The following is a 16,654-nucleotide window of genomic DNA, read 5'->3' on the forward strand; positions in this document are numbered from 1 at the left end:
CAATACTTAAGAGAGTCTGAAGGTGGAAAAAAGGAGGAGGGCAGCGGTCTTCAGACTGCCTTAAGACTTGGCGGGCAGTGTGCGCTCAGTCGGTTCGGTGCCCCGCCGGACCCAGGCAGGCGAATGAATCGCCAGCCGGCAACGACTTTGATGAGGCCCCTTATGACCCGAGACTCAGCAACACCCCGCTATGGAAAACTGTCGATGACCTTGCACTGGCTGATGCTGGCGTTGTTTGTCGGCGTCTACACCAGCATCGAGCTCAGAAGCATGCTCCCCCGCGGGCATGCCTTGAAGGGTCTGTTTCTGGGGTTTCACGGGCTGTTCGGGTTGAGCATTTTCATATTGGTCTGGGTGCGATTGCTCGGGCGACTCACACCTCGTCCGCCCATCACCCCGGCATTGCCCCTGTGGCAGACCGGCGTTTCGCACCTGATGCATTTGGCGCTTTACGTATTGATGATCGCCGCGCCGATGCTGGCTTGGCTGATGCTCTCGGCAGGCGGTAAGCCAATGCCTTATTTCGGGTTCTTCCTGCCGTCACTGGTGGCGGTGGATCCCGACCTGGCCCGGCAGTTCAGGCATTGGCACGAACTGCTCGGCAGTGCCGGTTACTGGTTAATCGGTTTGCACGCGGCGGCGGGGCTGTTCCATCACTATTGGGTCCGCGACAACACCCTGACCCGCATGCTGCCGGGTCGATCCGGCAATGCGGTGAATCAGCGCCAGCGATGATCTTGAAATGGGTGCGGTAAGGCCAGAACGACGGTACACAAATTATTGAAGCCCCCTGAATACCCATCAGAAAAAACACAAATCCTGTGGGAGCGAGCTTGCTCGCGAAAGCGGTGTGTCAGTCAACATCGATGTTGAATGATCTGGCGCCTTCGCGAGCAGGCTCGCTCCCACATGGATTTCATTTGCCTGAGGCAATGCGTCAATTGCTTCTGTTCCGCTGGAGCTTAAACAACAGAAATCCAACCTGTTTAAACGAAGCCTCCTGTTACCACCCACAAGGCTAACAACGCATTGTATACAAAAGGGGGCGGATTTATTTCCAGTGCTCCCCACGATTAGGGTAGCTTCGCAACTCTTCAAAAATTCCCATCCCGCACCCAGCGCCTGACCTCACCCTGCACGGCATAAGCCGGTGCCTCCACCGCATTGAAATCCTGCGTATACCGTTGGGCAAACCCCTGAACCCCCCATTCCTGAAACTGCTGCACATGCTTCAATTCATGAGCCCAGAGTGCAACGTTCTGTTCTGCCGTTTGAGCATTCCGAAAAAGGATGATGTCGATCAACGTCACCGCACCGACATCAGGATTTTGCAGCATGGCAGTGGCGGCGCTGAATTGGCCGTTGTCGCTCACTTTGTAGCGCGCGGCATCAAGGACGCTGGGGTCGTACCAGCGCAGCAGTTGCTCTCGAATGCGCGGTGGAATGGGTTGGGTGTCGGCGGTGGCTGCTTCAGCGCGGGCCTGGGTCAACCACATCGCCAGGGCAGGTGCGGCTATCTGATAGATGCCTTCAGGTGGGAGGCCGAGTAATTGCCCCACGTCTGGCAGACAGATACAGCTGTCCAGGCACACTTGTTTCTCGCCAGCCGGGCAGGGGTTGGGCTGGGCTGATACTTCAAGGGGCAGGCAAAGAAAAAGCAGTGTCATCAAGCGCGTGGTGAAGGGTGGCATTGGGCGCTCCAAAGACGGACGCAACGTGAACAGTGGATCACACTAGATCGACGACCCGCATCGCTTCAGCGTAGACCCGAACCCAAAGCCCTCAAACCTGTTCGCAGGAAGCGACTGACCATTGACGTGGATGCGTTGGGGCCGCTTCGCAGCCCAGCGGGAGCAAGCTCCCTCGCCACATTGCGCGGAAGAAAGGGGTGGATTTAGACAGTTTTGAAGTCCTCGGCGTCCGGCAAACGCGGTATTCCTGACGGAACCTGTTGCCTGATCTTACGACTGCTTCGCAGCCGAACGCAGCCTCGCGCTGCTCGTCAGCTGCTACAGGTCAGGGAAGGATTTCGAATGAAGTGTTGGCCAGGCGCTCGCCGTTTACGAGGATGTGCACGGCATGCACGCCCACATAGTGTTTGCGGGTGGTGAGTTCCTTGATCTGCTGGCCACGGCTGACGAGTTCGGTGGCGTTGCCGGGGAGCGTCAAGGCCTTGAGCTTGAACACCTTCGCCGACGTGCTGCCATTGGCTTTGACGTAATCAATCGCATAGTCGATCACCAAGCGCTGACTCTCCGCCACCGTGGATTTCACACCAAACGACAGGGTGATTTTCTCCCCGAGCCGAATCACCGCCGGCTCAACCGTCAACCCGACAATCTCGACCTCAGCCTTGCCACTGGCGCCAATAATCGCCAGCGCCCGCTGATTGCCCTGTTTGATCAAGCTGCGCAACGCATGCTTGGCAATCCACGCCGTGTGCTTGTTATCCAGCGCCCAACCCTCGATCAGGTCCAGCACCCACTCAGGATGATCCTTGGTGATGTCATTGAGGTGGTTAGCCACGGACTTGCGCACATAAAGGCTTTCATCCGCCTTCAGGTTGTCGAGAATCGCCGCCGCCAGCGTTGGATCTGCCTGGACTTGCTCCAGCCGGAACGACCACGGCAACCGCGGTCGACTGCCTTCACTGGCCAGACGCCGGACATGCTCATTCTGATCCCGCGACCATTCCTGCATCAGCGCCAATGAGCGCTGCACATCACTGCGCAGGAAATACCGAACCGCAAACTCCGCCGAACCAAACGTGGTGAAGTACTTGAGCGCCTCCATCGACTGCTCGAAATCATGCCCGCCATACATCGCCACATAATGCGGCAGCGAAATACTGACAAAACCACTGTTCAGCCGAGGGGCGAGGGCGCGCAGCACTTCAAGCGATTCGTCATACCCCAGCGGCAACACTGCATGCAGGCATTCGCTGACCCGCGCCATGCGCTGCATGATCGACAGGTCGGCGAGGCCGTCGTTGGCCATCTTCAGGAAGGCCTTGGCGTTGAACCCGGGGTAAACCGCCGTCATTTCAGTTGCGATGTATTTGAGGCGCTCGGCGTTGAAGATTTCCTTCAGCGCCGGGGCGGATTGTTCGGCGGCGGTCATGGGTGAGTCCGGGCGGGTGGGCAGCTCAGGTTATCGGGGTTTTGATGAACGCCTCAAGCTTTTCTGCCTGCGCGGTGAAGGCGGCGATTCGCGGGAAGCGCTCGGCATCGACCTGGTCCGGAATCACCAGATTGGTGAAGCTCCAGGCGACCGCCACGGTAATCCCGTCTTGCGCAATCAAGGCCCCATTCGCTAACGGATGCTTTTCCAGTTCACGTTCCAGTGATGAATAAGCGGCGGCCAATTGGCCTTCAACGCGTTGCATCCATGGCTGGAATTGAATCTCGGCGGGACGCAGGTTGCGTTCGTAATATAGCTGCACTGATTTCTCGCACGCCGCCAACGCCAGGCCGATCACCCGCAAGGCGCGCAGCCGTTGCTTCAGGTCGCCGGGCATCAGGCTTTTGCCGGGGCCGGCGAGGGCTTCCAGGTAGTCGATGATCAGGCTCGAATCCATCAACACGTCGCCGTCGTCCAGCACCAGGGTGGGCGCCTTGACCACCGGGTTGATCTGTTGAAATTGCTCGAAGTGCCGAAACACTGAGACCGATTGATGCTCCAGGTCGATACCCAAGTGTTGGGCGCAAATGGCCACGCGCCGTACGTAGGGTGAATCCAGCATGCCGATCAGCTTCATTAATACACTCCTGCAGAGGGCCATTTCGGGACGGTCAACCTTAGCTGAGGATCCGCGTCCCGCAAGCAAAGGGAGGGCTTGTGCGGCCGTTTGTCTTCTATATACAGCCGCTCGATTGAATTTCTTGCTATAAACGCACTCCGATAACCGCCGCAACGGTCGCAGTAGAGCACTTTGCGTACCTTGTCGGACAAATTCGCTGACTTTTCAGTTGCTGGGGCCTCAAGTCGGCCTTAGACTGCCGCCCCTCGTAAATTGAGTGCCGGGTGGCGCTTGGAATAAACGGCGCCTTTCCGATGGCCTTCACCAGGTCCGCCGGAACGCTCCCTAATTCGCCTTAATGCACGTTTTTTTATAGAGATATCAATGACAAAGGACAAGTTGCTGGCCATGCCGGCGGATGACTACATGAATGCTGAGCAACATGCTTTTTTCAGCGAGCTGTTGCAGAACATGAAAGTCGAAACCCATGAGCGCATCGAGCAGAACCGCATCGCCATCGAAAGCCTGGACACCCCGGCCGATCCGGCAGACGCGGCTTCGGTCGAAGAAGAGCGCACCTGGCTGGTCAACGCGATCGATCGCGACCAGCGCATGCTGCCTCAGTTGGAGCAGGCTCTGGAACGCATCAAAGAAGACAGCTTCGGCTGGTGCGACGACAGCGGCGAGGCCATTGGCCTGAAACGCCTGCTGATCAGCCCGACCACCAAGTACTGCATCGAAGCGCAAGAGCGTCACGAACAGATCGACAAGCACCAGCGTCAGGCCTGATTTCGTAGCGCCCCGCATCGCGGGCGAGCCTCACTCCCAAAGGAGCAAGGCTGGCCCGCGATGCTTTTTTTCGTCTGCGAAAAAGCCCCTGCGTCGCTATTGATCTGCTGCAGTACACGCGACTAATGGACCATGGATAATGGCCTTGTAGTGGCGTTTAATGCGAAGACAACAATTAGAAGATCGTGGGGTGACGAAGATGACGAGAGACGGATCTCTGGCGACGGCCGCGCCTGCGCCAGTGCTTTTGCCGAAAAACCCCTGGGTGACGCCGACCCTGCAAAGCATCGCCCTGATGCTGTTGTTATGTGGCATGGCGTTGGGTGGATGGCCGCTTTACCTTGGCCTGCCGTTGGCGGTGCTGATTATCTGGTTGCCGCGTCTGCGCTCCCGCGCAACGCCTCAAGATTCGCCGGCGGACGACGCCAGCGCCATCACCGCGTTAACTCGCGATCTGTCCTACACCACTAGTCATAACGCACTGTCTGCGGCCGGCGTGGCCTTTTCGGTCAAGCAACTGGCGGACAAACTGCAATCGCAACTCAGCGCGGCGGCGCAAATTGTCCGCAATGCCGAGGCGATGATCGCGACCGAAGAAGTCACTTCCAAACTCAGCCGTGAAGCGCTCGACGCCGCCAGCGAGGCGCATCAAAGCGGCGCCGCCGGGCGCAAGGAGTTGATCGAGTCCATCGCCCGTATGCATCAACTCAGCGAGCGCGCCAGTAACAGTCGCGAGCTGATCGAGGCCCTGAGCCTGCGCAGTGACGATATCCAGCGGGTGACGCTGGTGATCCAGTCCATCGCCAGCCAGACCAATCTGCTGGCGTTGAACGCCGCTATTGAAGCGGCGCGGGCCGGGGAGCACGGGCGCGGTTTCGCGGTGGTGGCCGATGAAGTACGGGGCTTGGCCGCGCGAACCGCGACGGCGACCGGTGAAGTCGGCGAGATGGTTGCCGATATCCAGCAACGCACCGCTCAGGTCGTCGAGCAGATCCGCCAACTGTCCAGCGACCTCGATACCGGTGTCGGGCAAGTCGAGCACACCGGTCAGCACCTGGAGAACATTGCGCGCCTGGCCGCGGGTGTCGAGCATCAGGTCGGGGAAATCGCCCGGGGCGCCGACACCAATCGCGAACAACTCGACAGCCTGTTTCATGCGATCGAACAGATGCGCAGCGATCTGGCGATCAGCGACCAGCAGACCCAACGACTGGCCCAGGCCGCCGTGCAAATGGAAGGGCAGGCCGAATCCATCAGCGAGCGCCTGGCCGAAGTCGGGCTGGATGACTATCACCAACGGATCTATGACCTGGCTCGGGAGGGCGCGGGCCAGATTGCCGCACGTTTCGAAATGGATATCGATCAGGGGCGCGTCAGTCTCGATGACTTGTTTGATCGCAATTATCAGGCGATCCCCAATACCAGTCCGGCCAAGTTCCAGACCCGTTTCGACCGCTACACCGATCAGGTTCTGCCGACGATTCAGGAGCCGTTGTTGCCGCGTCATGAAGGGCTGGTGTTTGCCATCGCCTGCACACAGCAGGGGTATGTACCAACGCATAACACGATTTTCAGCCAGCCGCTGACGGGCGACGCGAAGGTCGATACCGTGCAAAACCGCACCAAGCGCAAATTTGCTGATCGCACCGGTATCCGCTGCGGCAGCCATCAGCAGCCGGTGTTGTTGCAGACTTACACCCGCGATACCGGCGAACTAATGCACGATCTCTCGGTGCCAATCCTCGTCAAGGGCCGACATTGGGGCGGTTTGCGCCTGGGATACAAGCCACAGGGGCCACGCTAGGCGCTGACCATTGTTACGATTCCGGCAACGAAGCTGTGCAGCCTCGTTGCTGTTTCCTCGCGGATGAACTCATTAACATGCCTACATAGTTAGGTTGCTAATGAAATTCGAGAGGCCAGCATGCAAAGCAAAGTGGATGTCGCGGTGATGATTGGCAGCGGGGTGCCCGCCTGTTTGCGCGCGATGGGGCAGAGCGTTTGTTGGGTGGTACTGCTAAACGGTGAGCGCCGGGGGACGGCGTTTTCTAGTCGTGATGAGGCTGAAGAGTGCAGGGCTGCCTGGCTGGCGCAGTTGAGCGCCGAATCTCCGGACAGCCTGCACTGAGTACGCGGGCTAGTGAACCTGGTGCAGACGCAGGTTCAGGTCGTCGACCACTCGCGCCCAATCGGCGTCTTCACGCAGTTGCTCCTTGAGGAAGCCGGCTTGTTGCGGGGTCCAGAACTCGGCGTCGATCATTTTCTTGTCGTCGGGCAATGAATGGCTGGCGATGAAATCGTCGATGGCCTTCTGACTGGAGTCCAGGCCAAGTTGGTCGAACAAACCTTTCAAGTCGTGTGTAGGTGAATCCATGTTCATCTCCTGGTGGGTCGCGTCGAATGCGAGAACTGAAGGGCGGCTTCATTGCATCTGAGGAGGCCGCGCTTCAGGAGTTCGATGGATGTTCCAAAGCAGGAGTGAGCATAGACGGCAAATTTGCTGATCAGGCTTTCAATGCCCCTGCATCGACGGCTGCCTTCAGTTCTTTGGCCGCTTCCTGAGCGGCGACGGCGGCGACATCTGCTGTTTTGAACCAGCGATCTTTCTCGACCTGGTGATAGGTCACCGTGGTCAATTTCGGTTTGGCGCGCAAAACTATCACTGCCTGGAATTCGCCGTCGATCTCTCTGGCTTCGCCCCGGATAATAAATTCGCCGATATCAAATTCCGTCACGTAGCAGTCTTCCCTTGGAAATGTTTTGTTGTTTTGAGCACCGTCCGACGTGGGAACGGGTTTCATGGGGCGGGCAGTATGGCAGTAGTTGCCCGCCGACGGCTGAGTTAACTCGACGGTATGACGAAACGTCTATTGGAATGAACTCAGGGGAGGCTTTATTCGCGGGACTCAAGTGAGCGGGCAAGCGCACAAGCCTGGTTGTGGTCACCGCGGAAACCTCTGACGCGTCCTGTGGAGGTTTCCTTGATATGGAAAAACGCGTTACCGGCCAGGACCACCTGAAACCTTGGCCGGGAAGGGCTGTCAGGGTGTAAGGGAGGTTGATCGAACAACGCCTGCGACAGCGCCAAGGTGTTGTGCGTGTAAGTCGGCTGGGTGGTTGCAAAGTGAGTCATTGTGCACATATGAAGTCCTTTTCATTGTTTTGCCGACGTATGTACGCCGTTTTGGCTGGTCTCTGTCAGCATCGCTGCTCTAGAATCGCCATCAAGGGTGTCCATCTAAAGCAATTTTTTGCGGGCGATATGTCGGAAAAGTGCTTTTCTTGTAGGGTTTTTTCCTTAAAGTTGGTAGTCCTGTTTCTTCTGGCAGCAAGAAGGGCATTTTCCTTCAACATCTGACGACGTTGAGGGAAGACGGCGCGAGTGTTATTCCAGTACGCTCACGGACCTCGCGATGCATGAGCCCTCTGCCCGGATCAGGATTTCAACCCGGTTTTTTTGCTAGACCTTCGGCATGGCCGCTTTTTTCTGCTGCGCGCTTTTCCTGCGTGCAGCATCCATTTCAGATGTGGGGATGTTTCCTTGGCAGTAAGTAATCTCGATATGCATGCTTTGTTCGTGCTGGGTGATTTGCGCGCAAAGTTGGTTAAACAGTTTCAATCTCGTTTTGTCTATGTCACCGAACAGAACGCCGAAGGCATTTACATTGCCGAGATCGACACCGAAGAAGCGCTGGTGGTTGATGACAAGCCAGGGCTCAAACTCAAGGTTGGTGATCATTTCAGCGCCTCGGTACTGCCCAGTCGCGAAGGCGGCAAGCTGGACATCAAGTTTCGCGAAATCAAACTGACGGTGTATGGATTGGGCGATTACGCGTTTGTCACCACCGCCGATGGTCAGGCGATTGTGTTCAAGGAAGGTCATAGCGTGGTGATGGTGTTTGCCGCTCATCAACAGCTGCAGGAAGGCCTGACCAAAACCCTGAAAGCCGTGACCGCCAAAGCCGCCAAGTGGCGCAAGGGCGAGTTGGTGACCTTCAAGGCCAGCGAGTAATGAGCCTGACCCGCGCCGATTTCCACGAACAGAACCAGGCCAGTGCCCACGCTGAAGCCCTTCGGTTGTTCGAGCAAAAGGCTGTTCTGCAGGGAGCCTGGCTGAATTGGGTGGCGTCACACATTTATGCGCTGCGCCCGGCGGCGTACGCCAGCATGGTCAGAAGAGAGCTATCCCTCTTGCAGGAATCTTCCGAAAATTAATTCCTGCCCCTCGAAATCAGGATCCTCTACTACAGTCAATTGACTGAATATTTTGAGGCTCGCGGTCTTTCATCAGGCCATCCTGCTATTGCTGTGAACAGCACGAGGTGCAAAAGCATGAAAGGATTTCGACGGTTACTGGCTGCGTCCGTGGCCAGTTTCGGGTTGTTGACGTCACCCGTTCCGGTATTCGCCGCCCAGGCACCCATCCACTTCGCCGACCTGAATTGGGAAAGCGGCAGCCTGATCACCGATATCTTGCGGATCATCGTCGAGAAGGGCTACGGGCTACCGACGGATACCTTGCCGGGCACTACCATTACCCTGGAGACCGCCCTGGCCAACAATGACATTCAGGTCATTGGTGAAGAGTGGGCAGGTCGCAGCCCGGTCTGGGTCAAGGCTGAGGCCGAAGGCAAGGTCGCCAGCCTGGGCGATACGGTCAAGGGCGCGACTGAAGGCTGGTGGGTTCCGGAGTACGTGATCAAGGGCGATCCGGCCAAAGGCATCAAGCCACTGGCGCCGGGGTTGCGCAGTGTCAGCGACCTGCTCAAGTACAAAGACGTGTTCAGTGACCCGGAAACCCCTGGCAAGGGCCGCTTCCTCAACAGCCCGATCGGCTGGACCTCGGAAGTGGTGAACAAGCAGAAGCTCACCGCCTATGGCTTGAACGACAGCTACGTGAATTTTCGCAGCGGTTCCGGAGCAGCGCTGGACGCGGAAATCACTTCGTCGATCCATCGCGGCAAGCCGGTGCTGTTCTATTACTGGTCACCGACGCCCTTGCTCGGCCGCTTCAAGCTGATCCAGCTGGAGGAACCACCCTTCGACGCCGAAGCCTGGAAAACCCTGACCGACGCTGACAATCCAAATCCCAAGCCGACCCGTTCACTGGCCTCGAAGCTGTCCATCGGCGTGTCTACGCCGTTTCAAAAGCAGTACCCTCAGATCACCGAGTTCTTCAGCAAGGTCGATTTGCCCATCGATCCATTGAACAAGGCCCTGGCCGAGATGAGCGAAAAACACACCCCGCCCCGCCAGGCCGCAGAAGCATTCATGAAGGCGCACCCGGACGTCTGGAAGGCATGGCTACCCAAGGAGGTGGCTGATAAGGTCTCCGCCGACCTGAAGTAAACAGGTGCTCCACACAAATGCATTCGCTATCGCCGCCCGGAGCACGTGTGCTCTCACTGGATGGATAACTGAATATGAACCTGTTGGTTGCACAATGGATGTCTTCAATCTTTCTGATGATCAGCCTGGTCCACGTGTATTGGGCGTCGGGCGGTAAAGTGGGCAGCGAGGCGGCGGTACCGCGATTGCCCGGGGAGGGCGGCGCGCAATCAAGGCCAGCCTTCAAGCCGTCGGGGATGGTGACGTTGCTGGTGGCGGTGGGGCCTCTGCTGATCGCCATGCTGGTGTGCCTACGGGTCGGGCTGTGTTTGCCGGCGGTGCAGGACGGCTGGCTGCAATGGGTGATCAGTGGCATTGCGATACTGATGTTCGCCCGGGCGATTGGCGATTCGAACCTGGTAGGGTTTTTCAAAGAGGTGAAGGATTCGAAGTTCGCCCGGCTCGATACCTGGGTGTATTCACCGTTGTGTGTGGTGTTGGGTGCGGGGTTGTTGGCAGTGGCCTGGATTTGAGCTGCTGCTGAAATTGCTTTCGTCGGAACGCCGCCCGGAGCAAGCTCGCTCCCACAGGATCTGGATGGTCCACAAATTTTGTGTCCTCTGAAGATCTACTGTGGGAGCGAGCCTGCTCGCGAAGAGGCCAGCCCAGTCAACAAAAGACTCCAGGCTTAACTCCCACTCTCACTCCGCCGACTACTCACCTCAGCCGGCACATCATCCCCAGCCATGCGCTTACGAAACAACGCCGCCCGAGCCAGCAGCAACGTTGTCACCGGCACCGTAATCGCCAACAGAATCGGGATCAGCCAGGCGTGCAGCACCGGCCCCGATTTAAGCGCGGAAAAGTAAATGATCGACGCCAATGCCACGCACCACGCGCCCAAGGTCGACGCCAGCGCCGGTGGGTGCATGCGCTGGAAGTAATCCTTCATCCGCACCAGGCCAATGGCGCCGATCAGCGCAAACAGACTGCTGAGCAGCAGCAGAATCGCTACCGGAATCTCAACCCACAGCGACAGTTCGCCAGTCATTCGATCACCTCGCCACGCAGCAGGAATTTCGCCAGGGCAAACGAGCCGACGAAGCCGAACAGGGCGATCAACAGCGCCGCCTCGAAATAGGTGTCACTGGCATAACGAATGCCGAGCGTCAGCATCATCAGCATCGCGATGATGTACAGGTAATCCAGCGCCAGTACCCGATCCTGCGCCGATGGGCCTTTGAACAGGCGCAGCAGCGTCAGGATCATCGCTACGGAAAACAGGAACAGGCTCGCCAGGATGGCGTTCGACAGCAATGCGCTCATTCGAAGATCTCCATCAAGGGGCGCTCATAGGTCGCCTTGAAGTGCTGGATAAACAGCGCTTCGTCATCCAGATCGAACACATGCAGCAACAGGATGCTGCGGTCCAGCGCCAGTTCCGACCAGACGGTGCCAGGCACCACGGTGCAGATCGCCGACAGTGCGGCGAGGCCATTGGCGTCGCGCAAGTCCAGCGGCACCTTGATGAAGCGTGAGCGGGGCGGACGGCGACCCGCGTTCAGCACGCTCCAGGCCACGGCGAGGTTGGACACCACCACGTCGCGACCGACCACCAGCAGCAAGCGCAGGATCACCCCCGGACGACGAATTCGAATGGGCAGCGGTCGCAACCGGCGCATCATCAACGGCGCGCAGAAGCCCAGCGTCACACCGAGTAACAGGTTGCCAGGGCTGATCGACTGGTTCAGTACCAGCCATAACAGCAAGAGGGCCAAGGACAGCCAGGGAGCAGGAAACAGTCGCTTCATGGTTGAACCTCCGCCATCGCCGCTTTGGCTTCCGGGCTGGGTACCGCACGGGTGCCGAGCACGGCCATTACGTATTGCTGCGGATTGTTCAAGGCGTCAGCGGCCGCTTGGGTGTAGCGCAACAGCGGTTCAGCCTTGAAGGTCAACGCAATGCTCAGCCCCAGCAGGACGATGATCGGCACACATTCAAAGCGGCGCAGCAGCGGTGATGGACGTTCTTGCGGGGTCCAGAAGCGCTGGATGCCCAGGCGCGAGAACGCGATCAACGAGGCGAGCCCCGACAGAATCAACAACGCCAGCAACCCCCACGCCGCATTCGACACCGGTTCGCCGACGCCATTGCCCAGGCCCAGCGGGTTGAGAAGGGCACTGAGCAGGCTGAGTTTGCCGATGAACCCGGAGAGCGGCGGCATGCCGATGATCAGCAGTGCGCAGGCAATGAAGCTCAGGCCAAGGAAGGCCATGGTCCAGGGAATTACCTGGCCGACCACGGCTTTCTGATCGTCATCGAGGTTGATGCCTTTGAGCGGTTGCGCGGCCGGCGCCGGTCGCGCAATCAGGTCGGCGTCGTCGAACAGCGGCAGTTCATTGACCGAACGCGAGCGCTCGATCAACTCGGCCAGCAGGAACAGCGCACTCAACGCCAGGGTCGAGCTGACCAGATAAAACAGCGCCGCTGCGATCAGGTTTGGCTGGGCGAAACCGATGGCTGACAGCAGGATCCCGGCCGACACCAGAATGCTCAGGCTGGCCATCCTTTCCAGGCGTTGCGCCGCGAGAATCGCCAGCGCCGCGCAGACGATCGTCGCCATGCCGCCGTAGATCAGCCAGTCGCCGCCGAAGTAGGCGGACGCCCCGGCCTGACCGGAGAACAGCAATGTCCACAAGCGCAGCAAGGTGTAGACGCCGACTTTGGTCATGATCGCGAACATCGCCGCCACCGGTGCGCTGGCCGAGGAGTAGGCCGGCACCAGCCAGAAGTTCAGCGGCCACATCCCGGCCTTGGCCAGAAACGCTACCGCGAGAATCCCCGCTCCGGCATGCAGTAAACCGCGATCAGCTTCCGGCACCAGCGGGATTTTCAGCGCCAGGTCGGCCATGTTCAGGGTGCCGGTGACGCCATAGATCAGCGCCGCGCCAATCAGGAACAGCGATGAGGCCAACAGGTTGATCGAAATGTAATGCAGGCCCGCCGACACCCGCGGCCGGCCCGAGCCGTGCAGCATCAAGCCGTAGGACGCCGCCAGCAGCACTTCGAAGAACACGAACAGGTTGAACAGGTCGGCGGTCAGGAACGCGCCGTACAACCCCATCAATTGAATCTGGAACAGCGCGTGGAAGCTTGAACCGGCGCCGTCCCAACGGGCCATGGCGAACAGCAAGGCGCTGACGCCGATGATCCCGGTCAGCACCAGCATCAAGGCCGACAGGCGGTCGACCACCAACACCAGGCCGAACGGCACTTGCCAGTTGCCCGGCAGGTACACGCCGATGGAACCCGGCACGCCAGTGGTTTGTGTCCATTGCAGCAGCAACACGGAAATCCCCAGGCCGAGCAGGCTGGAGAACAGGTTGATCTTGGCCTTCAGCGGACGGTGTTTCTCGCCGAGCATCAACATGATGGCGGCGGTCAGCAGCGGTAGCAGAATCGGTGCGGCGATCAGGTGCGTCATCGCATTCATTCTTTAGGCTCCCGGCCATCCACATGGTCGGTCCCGGTCAAGCCCCGGGAAGCCAGCAGCACGACCAGGAACAATGCGGTCATGGCGAAGCTGATCACGATGGCGGTCAGCACCAGCGCTTGCGGCAGGGGATCGGTGTAGTGCAACAAATCCTGCGGTACGCCGTCCTTGATGATCGGCTCGCGGCCGATGAACAGGCTGCCCATGCTGAAGATGAACAGGTTGACGCCATAGGACAGCAGGCACAGGCCCATCACCACCTGAAAGGTCCGTGGCCGCAGGATCAGCCAGACGCCGGAGGCCGCGAGCACGCCGATGGCGATTGCGATGACTTCTTCCATCAGACGGCTCCTTGCGTGGCGACGGGTTTGGGTTGGGCCGCAGTTTTGTGGCCGCGAACCGATTGGTGGGCGAGGGCGGTGAGGATCAACAGCGTCGAACCGACCACCACGGCGTACACGCCGATGTCGAAAAACAGCGCGCTGGCGATGTGAATGTCGCCCAGTACCGGCAGTGAAAAATGCCAGGTGTGGGTGGTCAGGAACGGATAACCGACAGCCATCGCGCCAAGTCCTGTGACCGTGGCGAACAGCAACCCGGTGCCCATCCAGCGCAGCGGTCGCAGGCTCATTTGTGCCTCGACCCACTGCGTGCCAGCGACCATGTATTGCAGGATGAACGCCACCGACATCACCAGCCCTGCGACAAAACCGCCGCCCGGTTGATTGTGTCCGCGCATGAACAGGTAGAACGACACCACCAGGGCAATCGGCAGCAGCAGGCGCACTAGCACCGCCGGGACCATCATGAAACCCAGTGCGGTGTCGCTGGCGTGGCGCGGGTTGACCAGGTCGGTGACCACGTCTGGAGCCAACAGGCGTTGCTGCGCCGGCAGCTGCAGGCTTTCTTTCGGCGGGCGGAAGCGTCGCAGCAGGGCGAACACGGTCAGGGCCACGGCCACCAGCACAGTGATTTCACCGAGGGTGTCGAAGCCACGGAAGTCCACCAGCATCACGTTGACCACGTTGCTCCCGCCGCCTTCGGGCAGGGCGCGACTGAGGTAGAACGAAGAAATGTCGTTGGGCGTCTGGCGCGTCAGCATCGCGTAGGCCAGCAAGGCCATGCCGCCACCGACCACGGTCGACAACAGCAAGTCGCGGATACGGCGGATGCGCGCCTTGCGCAGGCTGCTTGGCAGTGGCGAGACTTCTTCGATCCGCCGTGGCAGCCAGCGCAGGCCCAGCAGGATCAGCACCGTGGTCACCACTTCGACCGCCAGTTGCGTCAAGGCCAGGTCGGGTGCGGAGAACCAGACGAAGGTCACGCAGGTCATCAGGCCACAGACGCTGACCATGGTCAGGGCCGCGAGCCGGTGATACTTGGCCTGCCACGCCGCGCCGAGGGCGCAGACAATCGCCAGCAACCACAGGGTCACGAACACGATCGAGCCCGGAATTTTCGGCCGGTCACCCCAGCTCAAACTGCTGTGGAGCATCGGGATCAACCCGGCCAGCACGGCGGCGAGGACCACCAGGAACAATTGGGTTTGCAGACGGTTGGTGCTGATCCGGCGCACCAGACGACGGGCCGAGCGCATCATGATCACCAAGCCGCGCTCGAACAGGCGCTTGCCGTTGAATCGGCCAATCACCGGCGGGTATTTGAAGCGCCCGCGCTTGAGCTGATTGCGCAACAGCAGGTAGAGCACGATGCCGCCAGACATGGCGATCAGGCTCATGATCATCGGCGCGTTCAAGCCGTGCCAGATCGCCAGGCTGTATTCCGGCAGGGTTCCGCCCACCACCGGCAGGGCTGCGGCGGCCAGGATGGAACCGACCACTTGCGCCGGGAACATCCCCACGACCAGGCAGGTGAACACCAGCAATTCCACCGGTGCGCGCATCCAACGCGGCGGTTCGTGCGGGGTGTGCGGCAGGTCGGTGGCGGTCGGGCCGAAGAACACGTCGACGGTGAAGCGCAGCGAATAAGCGACGCTGAAGGTGCCGGCGATGGTCGCGACGATTGGCAGGCTCCACTCGACCCAGGCCGTGGCATTGATGAACACGGTTTCGGCGAAGAACATCTCTTTCGAGAGGAAGCCGTTGAGCAGCGGTACACCGGCCATCGATGCGCTGGCGACCATGGCCAGGGTGGCGGTGAACGGGATCAGCTTGATCAGGCCGCTGAGCTTGCGAATGTCGCGGGTGCCGCTTTCGTGGTCGATGATCCCGGCGGCCATGAACAGCGAGGCCTTGAACGTCGCGTGGTTGAGAATGTGGAACACCGCGGCCACGGCGGCCAGCGGACTGTTCAGGCCCAATAGAAGGGTGATCAGGCCGAGGTGGCTGATGGTCGAGTAGGCCAGCAACCCTTTGAGGTCGTTCTGGAACATCGCGCAATACGCGCCCAACAACAGGGTGCAGGCGCCGGCGCCGCTGACGATGTAGAACCATTCTTCGCTGCCGGACAGCGACGGCCACAGCCGTGCCAGTAGAAACACCCCGGCCTTGACCATGGTCGCCGAGTGCAGATAGGCCGAAACCGGTGTCGGGGCCGCCATCGCGTGGGGCAGCCAGAAGTGGAAGGGGAATTGTGCGCTTTTGCTCAAGGCGCCGATCAGGATCAGGGGGAGCAGAATAGGGTAGAGGGCATGTGCGCGAATCAGCTCGCCGGCGGCCAGGACCTTGTCCAGGTCATAGCTGCCGACCACATGGCCGAGGAGCATGACCCCCGCCAGCAGGCACAATCCGCCCGCGCCGGTAACCATCAGCGCCATGTAGGCGCCGCGTCGTGCATCGCTGCGGTGGTGCCAGTAACCGATCAGCAGGAATGAGAAGAGGCTGGTCAGCTCCCAGAAAAACACGATCTGGATCAGGTTGCCGGAAATCACCAGCCCGAGCATGGCGCCCATGAACGCCAGGAAAAACGCGAAAAACCGCGGCACCGGATCGTCCGGCGACATGTAGTAGCGCGCGTACAGCGAGACGAGGGTGCCGATGCCCAGCACCAGCATTGAGAACAACCAGGCGAAGCCGTCCAGGCGCAGGACGAAGTTCAGGCCAAGGCTCGGCAACCAGAAGAATTCTTCGCGGATCACGCCGCCATGGGCGATTTGCGGGTACAAGAGCGCGACCTGGACCGTGCCGATCAGTGCGATCAGGCCGGCCAGCAGGGGGGCGGTATTGCGTGCGTTGTGTGGCAGGACGGCTGCCAGACAGCTGCCGATAAAAGGCAGAAGCAGTAGAACTATCAGGGACATAGGCTTCTAATCTGCGGAAGTTTGTGAAGCATCATACGTGCCACTC

20 protein-coding genes are annotated in these 16,654 nt (G+C 59.6%); 8 read left to right on the forward strand and 12 right to left on the reverse strand.

Going from position 1 to position 16,654, the window contains the following annotated elements; genetic code table 11:
• Positions 1 to 162 precede the first annotated feature (162 nt).
• The gene (locus tag AC07N8_RS19130) at positions 163 to 735 is read left to right on the forward strand and encodes a cytochrome b (RefSeq protein WP_483839785.1); all 573 of its coding nucleotides are present in this window, start codon (positions 163 to 165) and stop codon (positions 733 to 735) included.
• A gap of 359 nt (positions 736 to 1,094) precedes the next feature.
• Here the strand turns inward: AC07N8_RS19130 and AC07N8_RS19135 are convergent, their stop codons facing one another.
• The 3 genes from AC07N8_RS19135 to AC07N8_RS19145 all read right to left on the reverse strand — a co-directional run bounded on the left by AC07N8_RS19135 (position 1,095) and on the right by AC07N8_RS19145 (position 3,757).
• The gene (locus tag AC07N8_RS19135) at positions 1,095 to 1,691 is read right to left on the reverse strand and encodes an eCIS core domain-containing protein (RefSeq protein ID WP_493145548.1); all 597 of its coding nucleotides are present in this window, start codon (positions 1,689 to 1,691) and stop codon (positions 1,095 to 1,097) included.
• Positions 1,692 to 2,016: 325 nt separating this feature from the next.
• Positions 2,017 to 3,120, reverse strand: a complete 1,104-nt coding sequence (locus AC07N8_RS19140) for a DNA alkylation repair protein (RefSeq protein ID WP_493145546.1) — start codon at positions 3,118 to 3,120, stop codon at positions 2,017 to 2,019.
• Positions 3,121 to 3,145: 25 nt separating this feature from the next.
• Positions 3,146 to 3,757: a glutathione S-transferase gene (locus AC07N8_RS19145; RefSeq protein ID WP_483839782.1), complete on the reverse strand. Its 612-nt coding sequence runs from the start codon at positions 3,755 to 3,757 to the stop codon at positions 3,146 to 3,148.
• 366 nt (positions 3,758 to 4,123) lie between these two features.
• On the opposite strand from AC07N8_RS19145, the gene AC07N8_RS19150 reads away from it, so the two are divergent.
• From AC07N8_RS19150 to AC07N8_RS19160, 3 genes are all read left to right on the forward strand, one after another.
• Positions 4,124 to 4,528, forward strand: a complete 405-nt coding sequence (locus AC07N8_RS19150) for a TraR/DksA family transcriptional regulator (RefSeq protein WP_007907888.1) — start codon at positions 4,124 to 4,126, stop codon at positions 4,526 to 4,528.
• 580 nt (positions 4,529 to 5,108) lie between these two features.
• Positions 5,109 to 6,332: a methyl-accepting chemotaxis protein gene (locus tag AC07N8_RS19155; RefSeq protein WP_495065926.1), complete on the forward strand. Its 1,224-nt coding sequence runs from the start codon at positions 5,109 to 5,111 to the stop codon at positions 6,330 to 6,332.
• Between the two features lie 120 nt (positions 6,333 to 6,452).
• Positions 6,453 to 6,656, forward strand: a complete 204-nt coding sequence (locus AC07N8_RS19160) for a hypothetical protein (RefSeq protein WP_046027607.1) — start codon at positions 6,453 to 6,455, stop codon at positions 6,654 to 6,656.
• Positions 6,657 to 6,665: 9 nt separating this feature from the next.
• Here AC07N8_RS19160 and AC07N8_RS19165 read toward each other — a convergent pair whose 3' ends face one another.
• The 3 genes from AC07N8_RS19165 to AC07N8_RS19175 all read right to left on the reverse strand — a co-directional run bounded on the left by AC07N8_RS19165 (position 6,666) and on the right by AC07N8_RS19175 (position 7,670).
• Positions 6,666 to 6,902 (reverse strand): DUF2789 domain-containing protein, encoded by a 237-nt coding sequence (locus AC07N8_RS19165; RefSeq protein WP_493145541.1) that lies wholly within the window; start codon positions 6,900 to 6,902, stop codon positions 6,666 to 6,668.
• A 130-nt stretch (positions 6,903 to 7,032) separates the two neighbouring features.
• On the reverse strand, positions 7,033 to 7,263 hold the full coding sequence (locus AC07N8_RS19170) for a hypothetical protein (RefSeq protein WP_483839779.1): 231 nt from the start codon (positions 7,261 to 7,263) through the stop codon (positions 7,033 to 7,035).
• A gap of 158 nt (positions 7,264 to 7,421) precedes the next feature.
• Positions 7,422 to 7,670 carry a hypothetical protein gene (locus AC07N8_RS19175; RefSeq protein WP_483839778.1) on the reverse strand — a complete coding sequence of 83 codons (249 nt, stop codon included), beginning with the start codon at positions 7,668 to 7,670 and terminating at the stop codon, positions 7,422 to 7,424.
• 420 nt (positions 7,671 to 8,090) lie between these two features.
• On the opposite strand from AC07N8_RS19175, the gene AC07N8_RS19180 reads away from it, so the two are divergent.
• The 4 genes from AC07N8_RS19180 to AC07N8_RS19195 all read left to right on the forward strand — a co-directional run bounded on the left by AC07N8_RS19180 (position 8,091) and on the right by AC07N8_RS19195 (position 10,389).
• Positions 8,091 to 8,540, forward strand: a complete 450-nt coding sequence (locus tag AC07N8_RS19180; protein ID WP_172825907.1) for a hypothetical protein — start codon at positions 8,091 to 8,093, stop codon at positions 8,538 to 8,540.
• Positions 8,540 to 8,743, forward strand: coding sequence for a hypothetical protein (locus AC07N8_RS19185; RefSeq protein WP_483839777.1), 204 nt, complete (start codon positions 8,540 to 8,542; stop codon positions 8,741 to 8,743). The genes AC07N8_RS19180 and AC07N8_RS19185 overlap by 1 nt, the downstream gene beginning before the upstream one ends.
• A 117-nt stretch (positions 8,744 to 8,860) precedes the next feature.
• The gene (locus AC07N8_RS19190) at positions 8,861 to 9,877 is read left to right on the forward strand and encodes an ABC transporter substrate-binding protein (RefSeq protein ID WP_483839776.1); all 1,017 of its coding nucleotides are present in this window, start codon (positions 8,861 to 8,863) and stop codon (positions 9,875 to 9,877) included.
• Positions 9,878 to 9,951: 74 nt separating this feature from the next.
• Positions 9,952 to 10,389 carry a DUF3995 domain-containing protein gene (locus tag AC07N8_RS19195; RefSeq protein ID WP_493145537.1) on the forward strand — a complete coding sequence of 146 codons (438 nt, stop codon included), beginning with the start codon at positions 9,952 to 9,954 and terminating at the stop codon, positions 10,387 to 10,389.
• A 155-nt stretch (positions 10,390 to 10,544) separates the two neighbouring features.
• Here AC07N8_RS19195 and AC07N8_RS19200 read toward each other — a convergent pair whose 3' ends face one another.
• Genes AC07N8_RS19200 through AC07N8_RS19225 form a run of 6 tightly spaced genes read right to left on the reverse strand, consistent with a single transcriptional unit; the run spans position 10,545 to position 16,608 of the window.
• Complete coding sequence (locus tag AC07N8_RS19200) at positions 10,545 to 10,907, reverse strand: Na+/H+ antiporter subunit G (RefSeq protein WP_123435820.1); 363 nt, start codon at positions 10,905 to 10,907, stop codon at positions 10,545 to 10,547.
• Positions 10,904 to 11,182, reverse strand: a complete 279-nt coding sequence (locus AC07N8_RS19205) for a K+/H+ antiporter subunit F (RefSeq protein WP_027924693.1) — start codon at positions 11,180 to 11,182, stop codon at positions 10,904 to 10,906. The genes AC07N8_RS19200 and AC07N8_RS19205 overlap by 4 nt, the downstream gene beginning before the upstream one ends.
• The gene (locus AC07N8_RS19210) at positions 11,179 to 11,667 is read right to left on the reverse strand and encodes a Na+/H+ antiporter subunit E (protein ID WP_493145535.1); all 489 of its coding nucleotides are present in this window, start codon (positions 11,665 to 11,667) and stop codon (positions 11,179 to 11,181) included. Before AC07N8_RS19210 ends, AC07N8_RS19205 begins: the two co-directional genes overlap by 4 nt.
• Positions 11,664 to 13,349 (reverse strand): monovalent cation/H+ antiporter subunit D, encoded by a 1,686-nt coding sequence (locus tag AC07N8_RS19215; protein WP_493145533.1) that lies wholly within the window; start codon positions 13,347 to 13,349, stop codon positions 11,664 to 11,666. The genes AC07N8_RS19210 and AC07N8_RS19215 overlap by 4 nt, the downstream gene beginning before the upstream one ends.
• Positions 13,346 to 13,690: a Na+/H+ antiporter subunit C gene (locus AC07N8_RS19220; RefSeq protein WP_007944721.1), complete on the reverse strand. Its 345-nt coding sequence runs from the start codon at positions 13,688 to 13,690 to the stop codon at positions 13,346 to 13,348. The genes AC07N8_RS19215 and AC07N8_RS19220 overlap by 4 nt, the downstream gene beginning before the upstream one ends.
• Complete coding sequence (locus AC07N8_RS19225) at positions 13,690 to 16,608, reverse strand: monovalent cation/H+ antiporter subunit A (RefSeq protein WP_493145531.1); 2,919 nt, start codon at positions 16,606 to 16,608, stop codon at positions 13,690 to 13,692. Before AC07N8_RS19225 ends, AC07N8_RS19220 begins: the two co-directional genes overlap by 1 nt.
• Positions 16,609 to 16,654: the final 46 nt, after the last annotated feature.

This window comes from Pseudomonas sp. GW821-FHT10C09 (assembly GCF_059415465.1).